The organism is Bradyrhizobium amphicarpaeae, from assembly GCF_002266435.3.
Classification (GTDB): Bacteria; Pseudomonadota; Alphaproteobacteria; order Rhizobiales; family Xanthobacteraceae; genus Bradyrhizobium; species Bradyrhizobium amphicarpaeae.
In genome coordinates this window covers 3,455,315-3,474,585 of sequence record NZ_CP029426.2, presented here as the reverse complement: position 1 = coordinate 3,474,585, position 19,271 = coordinate 3,455,315, and the positions used below count along the sequence as shown (strand labels likewise).

The 19,271-nt window shown below is 64.4% G+C and carries 16 protein-coding genes; 5 read left to right on the top strand and 11 right to left on the bottom strand.

Annotated elements, in window-relative coordinates:
* Positions 1–75 precede the first annotated feature (75 nt).
* Positions 76–1,323 carry an FAD-dependent oxidoreductase gene (locus CIT40_RS16010; protein WP_094896911.1) on the bottom strand — a complete coding sequence of 416 codons (1,248 nt, stop codon included), beginning with the start codon at positions 1,321–1,323 and terminating at the stop codon, positions 76–78.
* Between the two features lie 1,231 nt (positions 1,324–2,554).
* The gene (locus CIT40_RS16005; RefSeq protein ID WP_094896909.1) at positions 2,555–4,069 is read right to left on the bottom strand and encodes a caspase family protein; all 1,515 of its coding nucleotides are present in this window, start codon (positions 4,067–4,069) and stop codon (positions 2,555–2,557) included.
* A gap of 206 nt (positions 4,070–4,275) precedes the next feature.
* Here CIT40_RS16005 and CIT40_RS16000 point away from each other — a divergent pair, with 206 nt between their 5' ends.
* The 4 genes from CIT40_RS16000 (at position 4,276) to fabA (ending at position 8,931) form a co-directional block, all read left to right on the top strand.
* Positions 4,276–5,235, top strand: a complete 960-nt coding sequence (locus tag CIT40_RS16000; RefSeq protein WP_094896908.1) for a helix-turn-helix transcriptional regulator — start codon at positions 4,276–4,278, stop codon at positions 5,233–5,235.
* A 297-nt stretch (positions 5,236–5,532) separates the two neighbouring features.
* A complete protein-coding gene (locus CIT40_RS15995; protein WP_094896907.1) occupies positions 5,533–7,068 on the top strand; it encodes a DEAD/DEAH box helicase in 1,536 nt (511 codons plus the stop codon).
* A gap of 167 nt (positions 7,069–7,235) precedes the next feature.
* Entirely contained in the window at positions 7,236–8,303 is a 1,068-nt protein-coding gene (locus tag CIT40_RS15990; protein WP_094896906.1) for a GGDEF domain-containing protein, read from the top strand.
* 97 nt (positions 8,304–8,400) lie between these two features.
* Positions 8,401–8,931: a bifunctional 3-hydroxydecanoyl-ACP dehydratase/trans-2-decenoyl-ACP isomerase gene (gene fabA / locus CIT40_RS15985; protein WP_094896905.1), complete on the top strand. Its 531-nt coding sequence runs from the start codon at positions 8,401–8,403 to the stop codon at positions 8,929–8,931.
* A gap of 54 nt (positions 8,932–8,985) precedes the next feature.
* Here the strand turns inward: fabA and CIT40_RS15980 are convergent, their stop codons facing one another.
* The 9 genes from CIT40_RS15980 to CIT40_RS15940 all read right to left on the bottom strand — a co-directional run bounded on the left by CIT40_RS15980 (position 8,986) and on the right by CIT40_RS15940 (position 17,951).
* A complete protein-coding gene (locus CIT40_RS15980; RefSeq protein WP_094896904.1) occupies positions 8,986–9,465 on the bottom strand; it encodes a TfoX/Sxy family protein in 480 nt (159 codons plus the stop codon).
* A 189-nt stretch (positions 9,466–9,654) separates the two neighbouring features.
* Positions 9,655–10,065, bottom strand: a complete 411-nt coding sequence (locus CIT40_RS15975; protein ID WP_094896903.1) for a HesB/IscA family protein — start codon at positions 10,063–10,065, stop codon at positions 9,655–9,657.
* Positions 10,066–10,128: 63 nt separating this feature from the next.
* On the bottom strand, positions 10,129–10,500 hold the full coding sequence (locus tag CIT40_RS15970; RefSeq protein ID WP_018323035.1) for an SUF system Fe-S cluster assembly protein: 372 nt from the start codon (positions 10,498–10,500) through the stop codon (positions 10,129–10,131).
* Complete coding sequence (locus tag CIT40_RS15965) at positions 10,497–11,744, bottom strand: cysteine desulfurase (protein WP_094896902.1); 1,248 nt, start codon at positions 11,742–11,744, stop codon at positions 10,497–10,499. The genes CIT40_RS15970 and CIT40_RS15965 overlap by 4 nt, the downstream gene beginning before the upstream one ends.
* The gene (sufD, locus tag CIT40_RS15960; protein ID WP_094896901.1) at positions 11,741–13,045 is read right to left on the bottom strand and encodes a Fe-S cluster assembly protein SufD; all 1,305 of its coding nucleotides are present in this window, start codon (positions 13,043–13,045) and stop codon (positions 11,741–11,743) included. The genes CIT40_RS15965 and sufD overlap by 4 nt, the downstream gene beginning before the upstream one ends.
* Positions 13,046–13,056: 11 nt before the next feature.
* Complete coding sequence (sufC, locus tag CIT40_RS15955; RefSeq protein ID WP_094896900.1) at positions 13,057–13,809, bottom strand: Fe-S cluster assembly ATPase SufC; 753 nt, start codon at positions 13,807–13,809, stop codon at positions 13,057–13,059.
* A 132-nt stretch (positions 13,810–13,941) separates the two neighbouring features.
* Positions 13,942–15,438, bottom strand: a complete 1,497-nt coding sequence (sufB, locus tag CIT40_RS15950) for a Fe-S cluster assembly protein SufB (protein ID WP_094896899.1) — start codon at positions 15,436–15,438, stop codon at positions 13,942–13,944.
* 125 nt (positions 15,439–15,563) lie between these two features.
* Complete coding sequence (locus CIT40_RS15945) at positions 15,564–16,703, bottom strand: cysteine desulfurase family protein (RefSeq protein WP_094896898.1); 1,140 nt, start codon at positions 16,701–16,703, stop codon at positions 15,564–15,566.
* Positions 16,704–16,754: 51 nt separating this feature from the next.
* A complete protein-coding gene (locus CIT40_RS15940) occupies positions 16,755–17,951 on the bottom strand; it encodes an acyltransferase family protein (protein ID WP_094896897.1) in 1,197 nt (398 codons plus the stop codon).
* A gap of 44 nt (positions 17,952–17,995) precedes the next feature.
* Here CIT40_RS15940 and CIT40_RS15935 point away from each other — a divergent pair, with 44 nt between their 5' ends.
* Positions 17,996–18,946, top strand: coding sequence for a LytTR family DNA-binding domain-containing protein (locus tag CIT40_RS15935; RefSeq protein WP_094896896.1), 951 nt, complete (start codon positions 17,996–17,998; stop codon positions 18,944–18,946).
* Positions 18,947–19,271 lie beyond the last annotated feature (325 nt).

Sequence of the window (19,271 nt, the reverse complement as noted above, 5' to 3'; positions counted from 1 at the left end):
TCCGTCGGCGCTGTTGCACGCGCGCAACGCCGCATGCGCGATTTAACGCGACGTTATCCCTACCGAATTGCAGCGCTACGATGCCGGCGCAGCCTTCGAATGCACATGCTCGGGCCGCACGCCGAGCGCAAGCAGGCGCGCCGGAATGCCCTGCAGCCACGGTAGCGCGGTGATCAGGCGCACGATCAGCGGCACTTGGAGCGGCCGGTCGTTCCCCTGCAGGGCGCCGCTGATGATCCTGTTCTGCACGACCACCTGCATCCGCTGCGTCATCTTCACCGGGAACTCGCGGCGACGGCGTACGGCATCGAGATCGTTCTCGGACGGGCAGCCGCGCTGCAGCTTGTCCGCCAGGAGATTGGCGGTCGCGACCGCGTCCTGCACGGCGAGATTGACGCCGACGCCGCCGACCGGCGACATCGCATGCGCGGCATCGCCGATGCAGAGCAGGCCCGGCCGCGTCCAGCGGGCCATGCGGTTGATGGCGACGGTCAGCAGCTTGACGTCGTCGAAGCTCTTCACGTCGGCGATGCCGCCCTTCAGCATCGGCGCCATGCGTACGACGTCGTCGAGCAGCGCCTGCAGGCCCCTCGCCTTCACCGCCTGATACTGTCCCTTGGCGATGACATAGGCGCATTGCCAATAGTCGCCGCGATCGAACGTGATCATCATCTTGCCGGGCTCGACGCGCGCGAACACGTTTTCCGTTTCGTCGGGTCTGCGGCCGGCGCGAAACCACAGCACGTCCATCGGGGCGCCGATCTCCTCGACGCCGAGGCCCGCACGCTCGCGCACCGTCGAATGCCGGCCGTCGCAGGCGATAGTGAGATCGGCTTCGATGTCGACGATGCCGTCAGGCGTTTTCGCCCGCACCCCGGCGATCGTCTCGCCGCGGCGGATCACATCGACCGCCTCGGTGCTCATCATCACCTCGAGCGAGGTAAAGCGCCGGCCGGCCTCGCGCAGGAAATTCAGAAAGTCCCATTGCGGCATGAAGGCGATGAAGGGGTATTTGGTGTGGAGCCGGGAAAGATCGGCGATGCGCACCGGCGTGCCGCCGAACAGGCCGTCCATCTTCTGCAGGCGCTGATGCGGCAGCTTCAGGAAGCCGTCGATCAGGCCGAGCTCGTCCATCACTTCAAGCGTCGAGGGATGCACGGTATCGCCGCGGAAATCGCGGAAAAAATCGGCATGCTTCTCCAGCACCACGACCTCGATGCCGGCGCGCCCCAGGAGATAGCCGAGCATCATCCCGGCGGGGCCGCCGCCGACGATGCAGCAGCGGACTTTTTTCGTCCGGTTCGGTTGTCGGTCGGTGGTCATGGCAGCCACGATCCGCGATGCGAGTATCGGTCAAGATATGGCGGGCAATATAACGCCGATTCCGGCCGGGCTGAGCCTGAATCTGGATGCGCCATGTTCGGACCGGCCGGCAGCCCGGATCACGCCGGCCCTTCGCGTCCCGGGAATAAACGGGGGCTCCGGGTTGTTATGGGATATACGACCAAGAAGAGCATGAGAGGGAATGTTCAACGTGGCATGGTTGCTGACATGTGTGGCAGCCTGGCTGGCCATCAATATCGCGCTCGTCTATCTGCGCACGCGCCGAAGCCGCGATGCGGAAGAGAGCGAGCCGCGGGTTTAGAGCCGGGTGCCTAGCGTTGTCTGCGGCAGGAGCCACCTGCATCTGCCGTGCGCGTCAGGCCGCCGGCCGCCCCGAGACAGGCCGTCGCGGAGACAGAAAGGCCCGCACTGCGGGCCTTTCATGAACGGATGCCAAACTATTTCTGATCCTCATTGCTGGTCCCGGTGCCCGGGCTGCCGATCGGCAGCCCGTTGGGCGCATGACCGACCCCAGCGTTCCGCTCAGCTTGCGCGGCTGTCGGGGACGTACCATTCGCAGTCGGCGACTGAACGTTCGGATTGTTCTGGCTGTTGTTGGTGTTGACGTTGGCCCCCGTGGTGGTGCCATGGGTCCCCATCCCCGACGGAGCCGACGGCCCCGAATTGGCGCTGCTGGATGACGTGCCTGTTCCCGCACCCGAACTGGCCGCGGATCCCGCGCCGGCGCCGCCACCCGCACCACCACCACCTCCTCCGCCACCGCCTCCCTGAGCAAAAGCGGTCGTCGAAAGCGCAGCGCATGCGAAGGCTACGAGGATGGACTTGCGTATCATGGATCGTCTCCCTGGTTTGGTGGACAATCCAGGTGACCGAGGAGTTGTTCCTTTCGCCTGCGGCGAACGGCTCTTTGCTCGGCTCAGGGCTTTGACGACTTCCGTTCCCACGGACGCTTGCCGTCCGCGTCGCGATCCCACGGACGCGCGGCCGGAGCCACTTTTTCATCCTCGGCGGCTTTCGCACGGTCCGCCTGGACGCGTTCCCTGTCGGTGACTGGCGGCGTGGGGATTGGAGTAGTTTGCGCCAATGCCGGAAGCGTCGTGAGCAGCGCGACGATAATGAATTTTATCATCCCCGCCTCTAACACTTCCACCCCTGGCTTGTCCGATTAAACTTCGTCCACCCCGTCACGCCCCGCCCGATCAACACGGCCTCAATTGTTGCTGCGGTTCGCGGCCCGAAAACTCTTGATCTCGGAGACGCTGCCGTCGCGATAGGTCAGTTCCACCGAGATGGACTGCGTGCTTGGCGCGAGCTTCATGTAGAGCGGCATGCCGGCGGTGATCGCACTGGGATCGCGCATGTCGCAAGCGGGCATCTTCAGCACCTGGTTGGGCACGGCGCTGTCGATGCCGATGCGCACCTCGCGAATGGCGCAGCGATAGGACACGAGGTGCGTGTAGTAGACCAGCAGTCCGTTGAACTCGCGGAACGACAGCCAGCTCGTCGCGGTCATGTCGAGGATCTTGCGCTGGTCCCGGATCAGTGCGGCCTCGGGATCGAACCGGATCGGGAACGGCCCCTGCATGTCCCCGGACTGATCGACATAGCGAACCTCGATGGTGCCTGCCGCAGCATCCGGCGGCAATTCGATCGACGGGTTCGGCATCCGCTTGCGCGTGCGCGGATCGAGCGTGTCGATGAAGCCGGTCTCGCGGAAATCGCCCTTGCCGGCCATGCGCCAGGAAATGCCGAGCGTCGGGTCGGCAAAGGAGAACACGACGCTCCAGCCGCCATTGTGCCGCGAGAAGCTCGCGATCGGCGCGTTGATGGATTCTTCCTTCGGCATTTGCGGCACCGACACCGGCGGCAGCGCCGCGAGTTTCTGCGGCGGCGGATCGGCCGGCCGCGCGACGGCATCTTTCGCCGTGCCGCTGAGGAAGACGTCGTCAACCATCTGGTCGAAATAGACCGGCACTTGCCTGTGCTTGACGGTGTCGGCCATCGCGCTGACGAGACGGCGGGTGCGCTGCGCCACCTGCACGAGGTTCTCGCCGGGTTGCAGCAACTCCTTGGCGAAAGTGCGCGTGAACACCGAATTGGGATTGGCGTCGTCGTTGGAGAGGCGGTCGAGCGCAGTCTGGCGGGGACCGGCCGAAAACACCGAGAACACGCCTTCGGGCAACTGCACCATCGGAGCAAGCCCGCCGCCACCGGCGACTGCGCGGGTTCCCTTGCGCTCGAACGGGTTGTTGCGACAGGCGTCGAACACGAGGATCGAAGTCCGCGCCTTCTTGTTCTGGAGGCGCTCGACGATGCGGTCAGCCAGGATCGAGGCGTCGCGCACCAGCTCTTCCTGACCTTCGGTCGCCGCCGGCACGTCGGTCGGCAGCAAATAGTTCTGGCCCGCGATCTCGAAGCCGTGGCCGGCGTAGAAGAAGAACGCGGTGTCGCCGGGCTCGATCGCCTTGTCGAAGGCAAGCAGGGTCTCGGAGAATTGCTGCCGGCTCTGGTTCTCGGCGACCATCACCGAGAAGCCGAGCTGCTTCAGCGTATCGCCCATGGTGCGGGCGTCGTTGACCGCCTTGAGCAGCTTCGGGACGTTCCTGTAATCGTTGTTGCCTACGACGAGCGCGACACGTTTCTCGGCATGGGCGGGCGCGACGAAGCCGCTCAGGCTCGCCGCCAGGCCAAGGGCCGCCAAAATTCCAAAAAGCCGACGCGTCATCGCAAAATTCCCGTTGCAGAACGGCGCCACGCCGCTTCCCTCGAACGGCAGTTCATTGGCCCCCCTGCCGCTGTGTGATAGTCGGCCCAGACGTAGCGAGGGTTCAAGCGCCCGGGCCCCGGTTCCACGATCTGCCTATGGCAGATTGCGCTGGAATCTGCTCTTTCTTTGGCATCGGGCAACGCACTGGAAGCGAGGGGGCTGCCGTGTACCGCTGGTGTACCGAAGAGGTGGAGCCGAAGGATCGCTTCGATTATTGGCGCGAGGTGCGCTCCAAGGGTTTGTTCGGCGTTACCGCCGAACTCGAGCGCGAACGGCGCGGGGATTTCTTCGGCGAGTTCTCGCTGCGCCAGCTCGGCGGCGCTGGCCTCGTCGAGCTGAAGGCCTCGCAATATACGGTCGAACGCAGCAGCTCCGACATCGCCGACGCACCCGGCGAAAGCATCTGCGTCTACCAGCAGCTCGGCAGCGGCGGCTGGTTCGGCGGCATGCGCGGAAACGACTTCGCGATCGCCAACGGCAGTTTCGCCACCAGCCATACCGACCTACCCTACCGCACCGCGCCGCTCGGCGCCGGAGGCTTCCACTTGCGGATCCTGAAGATCCCGCTCGGCAGCATTCCGACGCAGGACAGGCGCATGCGCGAGTTGGCGCCCCGGACCTTCAGCGATCCCAGCCTGGCGCCGCTGCTCGGCGCCTGCTTTGCCGATCTCGATGAGGCCGCTGATGGTAGCGCCGTCGATGCGACCTCGCTCGTCCAGGCTTTGGCCCATCTGGCGCTGATCGAGCGCGGCATCGTCAGGCCCGGCAGCCGGCGCGGACAGGCTGCGCTGCGGACCGCCCGCCTCTCGCAGGCCCGGCGCCTGATCGCGGGCCACCTGCAAAACCCGGATCTGGCGCCGACGATGGTGGCCGACCAGCTCGGCGTGTCCGTGCGCCACCTGCACATGCTGTTCGAGACCGCGGCGAAGACCTTCTCGCAGACCGTGACCGACGAACGCCTGAAGCAGAGCCGCCGCCTGATGCGGGAGGCACCGGAGCGGCTGATCGCCGACATCGCCACCTCCTGTGGCTTCGAGAGCCTCGCGACCTATTACCGGGTCTTCAATGCCGCCTATGGCATGGCCCCCGGTGACTTCCGGGCGCGGGGCTCGGATGGGCATTAGCCGCCATTTTGGCGGCCCCGGCCTGGGCGTGCGGCTGGGCGGAAAAACCCAGCCGCGCCCGCTATTTGGTAAAACCTCAGGTTTTTTAGGACCTTCCCGCGCCGCTCCATTGACTTTGGCCGATTCCCGCCTATGTTCCGGGTCGACGCGGCTCGGTATCGAAGAGCGATTCCTGAGCCTGGCGCTTTGTTCGCGTGAGTCAGCACCCCCAGCTTCTTTGAGAGCGCGCCGTTTCGGGGTGGAACGCGACAGCCTTATTACCCTCGATTCCGAACGGCGGTTTCGACCAGAGGCTCAATGTCCTTTTCAGATCTCGGACTATCCGAAAAAGTCCTCGCCGCAGTCGCGGCCACCGGCTACACCACCCCCACCCCCATTCAGGAACAGGCGATCCCCCACGTCCTCGCACGCAAGGACGTGCTCGGAATCGCCCAGACCGGCACCGGCAAGACCGCGGCCTTCGTGCTGCCGATGCTCACCATCCTCGAAAAGGGTCGCGCCCGCGCACGCATGCCGCGCACGCTGATCCTCGAGCCGACCCGCGAGCTCGCGGCGCAGGTCAAGGAAAACTTCGACCGCTACGGCGCCGGCCAGAAACTCAACGTCGCCCTCCTGATCGGCGGCGTTTCCTTCGGCGACCAGGATGCCAAGCTGACGCGTGGCGTCGACGTGCTGATCGCCACCCCCGGCCGCCTGCTCGACCATACCGAGCGCGGCGGTTTGCTCCTCACCGGCGTCGAGTTGCTCGTCATCGACGAAGCCGACCGCATGCTGGACATGGGCTTCATCCCCGACATCGAACGCGTCTGCAAGCTCGTCCCCTTCACGCGGCAGACCCTGTTCTTCACCGCGACCATGCCGCCGGAAATCCGGCGCATCACTGAGACCTTCCTGCACAACCCGCAGAAGGTCGAAGTTTCCAAGCCCGCTACCACCGCCGTGACCGTCACGCAGTGTCAGGTCCCGGCCGGGCGCGAAGCGCATGAGAAGCGCGAATTGCTGCGACGCCTGCTGCGCGAGGCCAAGGATCTCCAGAACGCGATCATCTTCTGCAATCGCAAGCGCGAGGTCGCGATCGTTCACAAATCGCTGCAGAAGCACGGTTTCAGTGTCGGCGCGCTGCACGGCGACATGGACCAGTCGGCCCGCACGGCGGCGCTCGAACAGTTCCGCAAGGGTGAGCTGCCTCTGCTGGTCGCCTCCGACGTCGCCGCCCGTGGCCTCGACATCCCCGAAGTCAGCCACGTCTTCAATTTCGACGTTCCCCACCATCCCGACGATTACGTCCATCGCGTCGGCCGCACCGGCCGCGCCGGTCGCACCGGCACCGCGATCTCGCTGGTGACGCCGCTCGACCAGAAGTCGATGGTGGCGATCGAGAAGCTGATCGGCCAGAGCATTCCGCGCGCCGAAGGCGACTACGCAGTGAGTGCCGACACTGGCGAACATAGTGATCGCCCGCGCGAGTCGCGCGGCCGCGAGCGTTCACGTGGCGGACGCGGCAAGCCGCAGCGCGGCGGTCGCGACCGTGAGCGCAGCCACGAGCCGCGCGAACCGCGTGGCGAAGCGAGGCACGCTTCCGAGACAACGCCGTCGGCCGAAGCGCGGCCCGCCCCCGAGGCGAGGCCTGCACGCGAGCCGAGGCCCCCGCGGGAAGCCCGACAATCGTCCGAGCCGCGTCATGGCGCGCGCCAGCCGGCCAATCCGTCGCATGTGCCGTCGATCGGCCGGCCCGAGCCCCGCCGCCAGCGCGAGGCCGACAGCGAGCCCGGCGATCACTCGCATCTGCCGGCGTTTCTGCTGCGGCCGGTTCGCTCCCCCGCCGGAGCCTGAGGCGCAAGGCGCCCCAGGTTTCGGTTGAGCAAAGCCGCTGCACAATTTTTTAGAAGCATCCATGGACGTATATTTACGGGGTGTTCACGATCGTCCGTTAGCCTACGAACATAATTTAAGCATTGCTGCGGTCGATGGCGCACCTCGACCGCTGTGGGGTATGTTCTGTGGTCAAGGTTCTCGACGAACATGAACGCACGATGGCGTTCGCCGAGGTAGCGCTCGGTCAGATCCGATCGCTGCGGCAGACCGCAATTCCCCGCACGTATGAAATTTGGTACGTCTACGCCACCGGCTACAACGCGCCGCTCAACAAGATCGTCAACGAGACGCTGGCGCGCAGCGGCAAACTGACCGAAGGCGATCTCGAGCAGATCTACGAAACCTACCTCTCCCACATCAAGACCACCGACCGCATCGACAAGGTCGGCGCGCGCGTCATCGGCGAGATCGACGACGTGATGAAGGTCTTGAGCGACGCACTCGGCGTGACCGGCTCCTACGATGCCAGCCTGTCGGGCGCCACCCAGCAACTGGCCTCGGCCAAGAGCCGCGAGCAGATCAAGTCGATCGTCGAAACGCTGCTGCGTTCGACCAGCGAGATGCGCGAGACCAACAAGGCGCTGGAAGATCGGCTGACGCTGTCGAAGAACGAGATCAGCAATCTCCAGCAGAGCCTGGAGGCGATCCGCGCCGAAAGCCTGACCGATCCGCTCACAGGACTCGGCAACCGCAAATATTTCGACCGCATGATCGACATGGCGGTGCAGAGCGCGCTTGCCTCGGGCGAGCCGCTGTCGCTGCTGCTGTTCGACATCGATCACTTCAAGTCGTTCAACGATTCCTACGGCCATCTCACCGGCGACCAGGTGCTCCGGCTCGTCGGCCTTTCGCTGAAGCAGACCATCAAGGGCCAGGATATCACCGCGCGCTATGGCGGCGAGGAATTCGCGGTCGTGCTGCCCAACACCGCCCTGCGCCAGGCCCTCACTGTGGCCGACCACATCCGCCGCGCGGTGATGGCGAAGGAATTGAAGAAGAAGTCCACCGGCGAGATCCTCGGCCGCGTCACCATCTCCGTCGGCGTCTCCATGCTCAAGCCGGGCGACGACACCGATGCGCTGATCGAGCGCGCCGATGCCTGCCTCTACGCCGCCAAGCGCAACGGCCGCAACCGCGTGATCTGCGAGGCCGATCCGGAATACGCGGTCGAGACCCACAGCCGCGTGGCGTGACGCGGTTGCGGCATGCCGGACGGCTGCGCTTGACATTCCAACCTGACGACCGACATCCTCCGCGCCGCCAGACTGCGAGCACCGAGGAATTGTCGTCGTGCCCAATCCCCACGATTTCCACACGCCGCAACCGTCCTACACCAGGGACGAACTGCTGAGATCGAGCGACGGCGGCTATTTCGGGCCGGGCAATGCGCAATTGCCGGCGCCGCCGATGCTGATGATGGACCGCATCACGGACATCAGCCTGGACGGCGGTGAGTTCGGCAAGGGCCATATCGTTGGCAAGTTGGATATTGCGCCTTCTCAATGGTTCTTCGATTGCCACTACCGCGGCGACGCAGTGATGCCACCAACGCTGGGGCTGGATGCGATGTGGCAGATGGTCGGTTACTGGCTCGGCTGGTCGGGCTCACCCGGCAAGGGCCGGGCGATCGGCGTCGGCGAGGTAGAGGTTACCGGAGTGGTCACGCCGGGGACGCGGCACGTGCGCTACGAGGTCGCCATGCGTATGGTCCGGCGCGGCAAGCTGGTACTCGGAATTGCCGACGGCCGTGTGCTCGCGGACGGCGTCTGCGTGTTCACGGCCAAAGACATGAGAGTGGGCCTGACGAAGGCCGTGGATTGAACGCTCGTAGGGCGGGCAAAGGCGCAAAACGCCGTGCCCACGATGTCGTCATGACTATTTCGAACGGTGGTCACGCTTCCGCCGTCGCTCTTCGCGCTCTGGCGGACAAGTCGCTTTGCCCACCCTGCGCTCCGTCGTCTTGGCAGCCTTCTTCGCAAGAGACTTCTTCGGCGCGACCTTCTTCTTCGCGACCTTCTTCCCCTTCGGCCGCGTCTTCACCTTGGCGCGCTGGGCGGCCGCGAGCGCCGCCCTCGCCCACTGCACGAAATCCTCGGAATCGTCGAACAGGCGCGCAGGCAGCTCCCAATAGGAGTTGACCACCACGGTCTTGGCGCGGGTCGAATACTGGAATGGTTTCGAGCCTTCGGTTTCGAAGTCCGGGATCGTCATCTCGTCGGCCCGAAAGAACAGGCCGGCCCGCAAGGCGAGCGCGAAATTGATGCCGTCGGCTGAGATGCCATAGCCCGAGAACATCTTCCGGATAGTGACGGGGCCGAAATCGGCGAACAGGTCGGTCAGGAATTCGCGGTCCATGGGCACCCTCGTGCCCCGGACGCAGCGCAGCGTGGCGTAAGCGCGTTTACGCGCGTCTTCGCCACGCTATGGCGCTGCTGAGCCGGGGCCCAGATTTCTGCACCGACGACTATAGCGTGGGTCCCGGCTCTGCGCAGCAGCGCAAGAGCGCTGCAGCGCGTCCGGGACACGAGAGTATTGGGGGAGACGCTACCCGTCGATCTTGGCCGGGCGCAGCTCGACCGACTCGCCGCAGCCGCAGGCGGAGATCTGGTTGGGATTGTTGAAGACGAACTGGGCCTGCATCTTGTCGGCCTTGTAGTCCATCTCGGTGCCGAGCAGAAACAACACGGCCTTGGGGTCGACCAGGATCTTGACGCCCTTGTCCTCGACGACCTCGTCGGTCGGGCGGACGTCATGGGCGTATTCGACCGTGTAGGACTGACCGGCGCAGCCGCCGTTCTTCACGCCAACCCGCAGGCCCACGATCTCGGAGTCCGCGCGGCTCGTCAGTTCGCTGATGCGCTGGGCGGCAGCGTCTGTCAGCCGCATCACCTGCGGGCGCGGCCGCCGCGGCTTCGGGGGGGATGCTGGTGTCGAGCCTGACGATATCTGGGTCATGTCAATGATGTGGTCCGTTGCGGCGCGAATTCAATGCCGAGGATTCAAAGCAAGCGTTACGCGTCACCACATGTTGAGGACGAGGCGGGCCTCGTCGCTCATGCGCTCGGGCGACCACGGCGGCTCCCAGACGACCTTGACGTCGACCACGCCGACGCCGGGAACGCTGGCGACCGCGTTCTCGACCATGGTCGGCAGCTCGCCGGCGGCCGGGCAGTTCGGCGTCGTCAGCGTCATCTGGACGTCGACGGAGCGGTCGTCCTTGATCTCGACCTTGTAGATCAGGCCGAGCTCGTAGATGTCGGCGGGGATTTCCGGGTCGAACACGGTCTTCAGACCGGCGATGATCTCGGTTGTGAGACGCTCGGTTTCCTCCGGCGGCAGCGCCGAATGGGTTTCCATTGGACTAGCTTTGATTTCGGCCGTGTCACTCATGCGAACAAATCCCGCGCCTTCAACAGCGCCTGTGCCAGATGATCGACTTCTTCCCGTGTATTATACATGCCGAACGACGCCCGGCATGTGGCCGTGACGTTGAACCGCTCTAAAAGCGGCATCACGCAATGGGTGCCGGCGCGCACCGCGATGCCCTGGCGGTCGATCACGGTGGCGACGTCATGGGCATGCGCGCCCTTCAGCTCGAACGAGATCACCGGACCTTTGCCCCGAGCGGTGCCGATCAGCCGCAGCGAGTTGATCTCGCGCAGCTTCTCCTGGGCATAGGTGGTGAGGTCGTGCTCGTGTGCGGCGATGCGTTCCTTGCCGATCGAATTGACGTAGTCGATGGCAGCGCCGAGGCCGACCGCCTCGACGATCGCGGGCGTGCCCGCCTCGAATTTGTGCGGGGGATCGCCATAGGTAACGATCTCGCGCGAAACCTCGCGGATCATCTCGCCGCCGCCATTGAAGGGCCGCATCGCGACGAGGTGGTCGTACTTGGCCCAGAGCACGCCGATGCCGGTCGGGCCATACACCTTGTGGCCGGTGAAGACGTAGAAGTCGCATCCGATGTCCTGGACGTCGACGGGCAGATGCACCGCACCCTGACTGCCGTCGACCAGCACGGGAATGCCGCGGGCGTGCGCGATCTTCACGACCTCCTTGACCGGCACGATGGTGCCGAGCGCGTTCGACATCTGCGTGATCGCGACCAGCTTGGTCTTCGCCGTCAGCAGCTTCTCGAACTCCTCGATGAGGAAATTGCCCTCGTCGTCGACCGGCGCCCATTTGATCACGGCACCCTGACGTTCCCTGAGGAAATGCCAGGGCACGATGTTGGAATGGTGCTCCATGATCGAGAGGACGATCTCGTCGCCCTCTTTGATGTTCGGCCCGCCCCAGGACGAGGCGACCAGATTGATCGCCTCGGTCGCGTTGCGGGTGAAGATCACTTCTTCCGTGCGGGGCGCGTTGATGAACTGCGCCACCTTGGTGCGACCGCCCTCGTAGGCTTCGGTCGCGGCATTGGCGAGGTAATGCAGGCCGCGATGCACGTTGGCGTATTCGCTCGTATAGGCTTGCGTCATGCGGTCGAGCACGGCACTCGGCTTCTGAGCCGAAGCGGCGTTGTCGAGATACACCAGATTCTTGCCGTAGACCTGCAGGCTAAGCGCCGGAAAATCCTGGCGCACGCGCGCGACGTCGTAGGTGCCGTTCTTGACTGCCGGATGCGTGCTCATTGGCGGCGCTCCAGCCAGCGCTCGGCGATGCCGATCACATGCTCGCGCAAGCCGTCATCGGCGATCTGCTCGATCGCCTCGCCCACGAAGGCCTGGATCAGCAGCGCCTGGGCCTGCTTCTCCGGCAGGCCGCGCGCCTTCAGATAGAACAACAGGCTGTCATCGAGCGCGCCGGCGGTAGCGCCGTGGCCGCAGGAGACGTCGTCGGCGAAGATCTCGAGCTCGGGCTTGTTGTCGGCCTCGGCCTCGTCCGAGAGCAGCAGCGCGCGGGTCATCATCTTGCCGTCGGTCTTCTGCGCGTCGGGGCGAACGATGATGCGGCCCTGGAACACCGAATGAGCGCGATCGTCGATCACCGCGCGGAAGATCTCGCGGCTGACGCAGTTCGGAACGGCATGGTCGACCACCAGCGTCGTGTCGCCATGCTCGGTCTTCTGCAACAGGTTGACGCCGTTGGCCGAGAGCTCGCTGCCCTCACCCGCCATCTTGATGAAGCCCTGCAGACGGCTCACCGCAGCGCCGGTGGTCATGTTGAAGAACCTGAACCTCACATTGGCGCCGACGGTGACGAAGTGCGAGGTCACGTTCACGGCATCAGGCGCATCGTCCATCAAACGAATATGCGCGACGTCGGAATCGTCCCCGACCGAGACGAGCACGGCGTCGTTGACCTGGTAGGCGCTGGCACCCGCCGCGACAAAGGTCTCGACGATGGTGGCGCGCGCGCCCTTCCCGACCGCGATCTGCGACCTGGTGAAGGCCGAAGCCGATGCCGCGGTCGCGATATGGATGATCTGGATCGGAGCGGACAGCTGCGCGCCGTCGGCAATCGACAGCACCACGCCATCTGTCGCCATCGCCGCGTTCAGCGCGATCACGGCATCGGTGGCCGCGGTCTTCAGCAGGCCTGCGTCCTTCTCCAGCGTCTCCCGCAGCGTTCTGAAGCCTGTCTCGGCAGTAAGCGCCTTCACGTCGGAGAGGTCGGCTGCGAACACGCCGTCGACCAGCACCAGCTTGCGGGCACCTGCGATCGCATGCACCTTCACTGCCTCGGCGGCGCGCTTCAGCGCGGCTGCATCGGGACTGGCCGCCAGCGGCAGCACTTCGCCGACCAACGCACGCAGATCGGTGTATTTCCACTCCTCGATCCGGCGGTGCGGCAGGCCGAGACGCTCATAGGTCTCGAACGCCTCGCGGCGCACCGCAACAACCGCCGGCGAACCCGGCAGGCGGCCCTCGGCGCTGGTGAAGAGATCGCTCACCGCGCGGCCCTTTCCGGTCTTTGCCACAGCAACGTTCATCGCAAAATTCCTTACGCGGCATCCTCGAACTGGGCGTAGCCGGACGCTTCCAGCTCCAGCGCCAGTTCCTTGCCGCCGCTCTTCACGACACGGCCCTTCGACATCACGTGCACGATGTCGGGCACGATGTAGTTGAGCAGCCGCTGATAATGGGTGATGACGACCATCGCGCGCTTGGGCGAATGCAGCGCATTGACGCCGTCGGCGGCGATGCGCAGCGCGTCGATGTCGAGGCCGGAATCCATCTCGTCGAGGATGCACAGGCTGGGCTCGAACAGCGCCATCTGCAGCACCTCGTTGCGCTTCTTCTCGCCGCCGGAGAACCCGACATTGACACCGCGCTTGAGCATGTCCTGCGGAATGTTCAGCGACTTCGAGACCTCGCGGACCTTCTTGAGGAAGTCCGGCGTCGAATACTCGCTCTCGCCGCGCGCCTTGCGCTGCGCGTTCAGCGCCGTGCGCAGGAAGTTCATGGTGGCGACGCCGGGAATTTCGACCGGATACTGGAACGCCAGAAACACGCCCTTGGCCGCACGCATATCCGGCGACATCTCCAGCAGGTCCTCGCCCCGAAACAGGATCTGGCCGTCGGTGACCTCGTAGCCGGGCTTGCCGGCAATGACGTGCGAGAGCGTCGACTTGCCGGAGCCGTTCGGCCCCATGATGGCGTGGATCTCGCCCTCGTTCACGGTCAGATTCAGCCCGTGGAGGATCTCACGCTCCTCGACACGAACCTTGAGGTCTTTCACTTCAAGCAAAGCCATTGATGTTTTTCCATCTATCCCCTCATCCCAGGGAGCGCCGAAGGCGCATCGCGAAGGATTGAGGCCAACAATCTTTCCGTAACCATCCTTCGAGACGACCGCTTGCGCGGCCTCCTCAGGATGAGGTCGGAGCTAACCCACGCTGCCTTCAAGCGAGATCGAGATCAGCTTCTGCGCTTCCACCGCGAATTCCATCGGCAGCTGTTGCAGCACGTCCTTGACGAAGCCGTTGACGACGAGGCCGACCGCCTCTTCCTGCGAAAGACCGCGCTGGACGCAGTAGAACAGCACGTCCTCGGAGATTTTTGACGTCGTCGCCTCGTGCTCGAACGTTGCCGACGAGTTTTTGGCCTCGATGTACGGCACGGTGTGCGCGCCGCATTTGTCACCGATCAGCAGCGAGTCGCAGGCCGTGAAGTTGCGCGCGCCGGTCGCCTTCCGGTGCGCCGTCACCAGGCCGCGATAGGTGTTCTGCGACTTGCCGGCGGCGATGCCCTTGGAGATGATGCGGCTCGACGTGTTCTTGCCGAGATGGATCATCTTGGTGCCGCTATCGACCTGCTGATAGCCATTCGAGATCGCGATCGAATAGAACTCGCCGCGGGAGTTATCTCCGCGGAGAATGCAGCTCGGATATTTCCAGGTGATCGCCGAACCCGTCTCGACCTGGGTCCATGAAATCTTGGAATTGTTGCCGCGGCAATCGCCACGCTTGGTGACGAAATTGTAGATGCCGCCCTTGCCTTCCGAATTGCCGGGATACCAGTTCTGCACCGTCGAATATTTGATCTCGGCGTCGTCATGCGCGACCAGCTCGACCACGGCGGCATGCAGCTGGTTCTCGTCGCGCTGCGGCGCGGTGCAGCCTTCGAGATAGGAGACGTAGGCGCCCTTGTCGGCGATGATCAGCGTGCGCTCGAACTGGCCGGTGTTGCGCTCGTTGATGCGGAAATAGGTCGACAGCTCCATCGGGCAGCGCACGCCCGGCGGCACGTAGACGAACGAGCCGTCGGAGAACACCGCCGAATTCAGCGTCGCGTAGAAATTGTCCGAGGTCGGCACCACCGAGCCCAGATATTTCTGCACCAGTTCGGGATGCTCGCGGATGGCCTCCGAGATCGGCATGAAGATCACGCCGGCCTTCTTCAGCTCCGCCTTGAAGGTGGTCGCAACCGAGACCGAATCGAAGACGGCGTCGACCGCGATCTTGCGACGGTTCGGGTCTTGCTCGCCGGGCTTGGGCTCGACGCCTTCCAGCATCGCGACCTCGCGCAGGGGAATGCCGAGCTTCTCGTAGGTCTTGAGGATCTCAGGATCGATCTCGTCCAGCGAAGAGACCGTCTTCTTCGGCTTCGGCGCCGAATAGTAATAGAGATCCTGGAAGTCGATCTTGGGATAATCGACCCGCGCCCAAGTCGGCTCGGTCATGGTCAGCCAGCGCCGATAGGCCTCCAGCCGCCATTCGAGCATCCAGGCGGGTTCGTTCTTCTTCTGCGAGATGAACTTGACGGTGTCTTCCGACAGCCCCTTCGGGGCCTTGTCGGACTCGATCAGGGTCTCGAACCCATAACGATACTGGTCGACGTCGATGCGCTTGACGCGCTCGACCGTCTCTTGGACGGCTGGCATTCTATCCTCCGCTCGCGGTTTCAAGGACCGCGGTGGATCAAACTCGGACGAGTATTACGATGTCTATTACGATGTTTTTTGGCGGAAAGCACGGGCTTAGAACCGTTCAAGCCGTGTTTCGTCGCCTACGCTCTAAGTAGGGTATTACCGAGCTTTCGCCAAGCCTCTAACGCCCTGTTGATGTCATCCGGTTCCGTGGACCAGCCCAGACTGAGGCGCACCGCTCCCTGGGCCACGACAGGATCGTACCCCATGGCCGACAGCACGTGGGACGGCTGGACCTTGCCCGAGGAACAGGCCGAACCCGAGGAGACTGCGATGCCTTCGAGGTCGAAGCCGATCACGGCGGTCTCGGCCTTGAGGCCTCGCGCGGTGAACAGGACGGTATTTGGCAACCGCTCCACCTCATCCGAGAAGATGGTCGCGCCGGCAATCGCGCGAATGCCATTTGCCAAGCGATCTCTGAGACTTGTCATCCGCTCCGCATCTTCCGAAAGAGTCTGAAGCGCAGCCTTCATCACGGCGCCAAAGCCGGCAATTCCCGCAACATTCTCGGTTCCCGCGCGCCGGTTCAGCTCCTGGCCGCCTCCCCGCAGCAAAGGCTCCAATCCCGTCAGTCCCTCCGCCACGATCAGGGCGCCGACGCCCTTGGGGCCACCGACCTTATGTGCAGAAAAAGTCGCAAGATCCGCACCCATCGCATTGATTTCGATTGGAATTTTCCCAAGCGCCTGGATCGCATCGACGTGCAGGAGGCCCCCGGCCTCGTGGACGATCCGCGCCGCCTCAGCGACCGGCTGGAGCGCGCCGGTCTCGTTGTTGGCCGCCATGATCGAGACCAGAGCCGGCCGGCCACCCGCAAGCAGGTCTCGGAGGTGATCGAGATCAACGACGCCGGAGCGCGTGACCCGGATCTGGCCGACGTCATCCGGCGGGAAACGGCCACCGGCCAGCACCGAAGGATGCTCGACCGCGGAGACCAGGAGCCGCCGCGCCGGCTCTCCGGACGGGCGGCGCAGACCCGGCGACAGCGCCAGCGTATTGGCCTCGGTTCCGGACGAGGTGAAGACGACGTTCCGCGGCAGCGCGCCCACGGCCGCCGCCAGTACGGCACGGGCGTCCTCGACCAGCCGCCGCGCCTCCCGCCCCTCGGCATGGACCGAGGACGGATTGCCGATCAGCTCCCAGGCAGCCAGCATCGCAGCCCGCGCCTCGGGGCGCAGCGGTGTGGTCGCATTCCAGTCGAGGTAGACGCGGCTCGGCATAGCGCCCTCTTAGCACCTTTCCCCATCGCGCCAATCGGGAGCCGCCGCACATCAGGCCGGCTGTTGCTGCGCGATCCCGGCCGTTGAACGGGACACCGGCCGCAGTCCGAATAGCGGACGCAACCAGCCGATGCGCCGCGCGACCTCGTAGCTGACCAGACAGGTAAGAGCGGTGCCGCCGATCACGATGGCGGCCTCGCTTCCGGCAGGCAGGCCACTCCCCCGCAGCGCGTGCGCGATCACGATGATCGCGGTCTGATGCACGATGTAATAGGGAAAGATCGCATCGGTCAGATAGCGGCGTAAGGGACCATCATCGGCCGTCAAATGGCGCCGCGCAAATCCGAGCACCGCCACCATCGTGATCCATTGATAGCAGCCATAGGCCGAGCCGGCGAACCATCTCAGCACCGGCGACCGCGGGAACAAGCCGGCATAAACGAGGATGAAGGCGGTGAAGCAAACGATTGCGAGCATCAACGCCATCCACCGTTGCCGCTCGATGTCGCGCCAGAAGCCGCCCTCGCGTGCGAGCAGGAAGCCGATCAGGAACGCGGTCGCGTAGTCCGCGTGGTTGTACCAGTCGCCGAACAGCGCATGCGTCGACGGAAAGGCCGGCGACAGAAATAGCCGCCAGGCTGCAAACAACAGGCACGGCAACACCAGCAGCCATCGCCTGGCGAGCGCGGCCGTCAACCGCTCGCCGATCCAATCCGCTGCCTCTGGCCACAAGCACAGCACGCCAACCAGGGCCATCGTGTAGACCCAGAGATAGACCACGAACCAGAGATGGTTCCACGTCGGCAGTACGATGCAGGGGCTTGGACAGAATTCCGAGCTGAACGCCAGATAGTGGCGGACATAGAAATCGACGAAACCTGCCGGGTAACCAACGCTTTCGACGATCTGGAGGTAGGACTGCGGCGGCACGATCACGAGCATGCCGAAGATCAGCGGGATCAGCAGCCGCGTCGATCGCGCGCGGGCAAAGGTTGTGAGCCGATACTTGTCCAGCATGAAACGGCTGGCGACCCCGGAGACCAGGAACAGCAGCGACAAGCGCCAGGGATTGAGCACCAGCATCACCGGCTCGAGCCAGGTCAGCCGGTGCTCGCTCTTGATGTGAAATCCCCAGGACACGTAGAGCATGCCGACATGGTAGAAGATCAGGAGCCCAAAGGCTAATATCCGCACCCAATCCAGATCGATGCGTCGTTCCGGGTTGGATGCTTGCTGTGGAGTTGACATGGGTTTCTGCTCCTTGACGAGACGACATCAGCGGTTTTGGCGCCATGGCTGACCGCCAAAATGCTCCGGAAGCGGAGTTCGTCGAGACGGTTTGGGATCGGAACCAGGTGCCAGGGGACAAGGCGTCGTCTTCGGGGACGAGCGGTGGGGTTCGCGGGATCAGCGGCGACTGGGCCTTGTTCGCTGCGATCGCCGCCATCGCGTTCGCCAGTGGCATCGTCAATGCACTATCCGGCGCCCAGGACGCCGCCTGGCGCGGTGACGGCTATGACATCGGCCGGCGCATGTTCTGGGAGATGACCAGCATCCTCGTGATCCTGGTACTGGTGCCGGGCTTGATGCTGTCAGTCCGGCGCATGCGCCGGACGACAAACCTGGCGGCGACGATCGGAATCGGTGCGGCCGCCCTGCTCGGTTTCTCGGCCCTTCACATCGCCGGCATGGTGGGCTTGCGGAAGTCAGTGCTCTGGCTGGCGGGCAGTGCTTACGACTTCCATTTCTCGGTGGCGTCAGTTCTGTACGAGTTTCGGAAGGACGCGGTGACCTCATTGCTGATCGGGGCAACGCTTTGGCTGATCGACAGCCGCCGCGAACTGCGCAAGGCCGTGCGAGAAGCCCACGCCAAGCCAACCGGCCCGCAGGAGCAGCCATCTCCCGATCTGATCTGGCTCCGGGACGGAACCACCCGCATTCGCGTTGCACCGCGTGATATTCTGTGGGTTGCCTCCGCCGGCAACTACATCGAATACAGCCTCGCCAGCGGCACCCAGCACCTGATCCGCGGCACGCTTGCCGCGACCGAAAACGAACTCGCCCGATTCGCCATCGTACGCGTTCACCGGACAAGGCTTGCCAATCTCGACCGGGTAAGCGGCGTGGACTTCAAGCCCTCAGGCGATTTCGAGCTCACATTCGACAACGGGAAGACGCTCGGGGGCAGCCGCCGCTACAGGTCCGCGGTCGCCTCGCTCGGAGGCCGCACGGCGCCTCTGTGAATCGCCTCCAGGATCGCCCGACAGGCGATAAACAATCGTGATTCCAATCAGTTGCCCCCACAAGGGCGAGGTTGGCCATGCCCCGGCTCGATCTCGGCCGCCATTGGCGTGACACTGCGATGACCGGCTAAGCTCTTGAGCACATTGGCAGATGTCGAAGATGCTTGCTTTTTGACCCTCAGCCTATGTTAGAACCCGCACCGTCAAGTCACCGCGCGCCTTTTGCGCATCACCGCAAGGCGCGCCTTCTCACCCTTCATTCGCTTCCGTCGGCACCTGCCGATGAGGCCACAATCGGTTGATTGCCGAGGATCGTCGCTCCAGC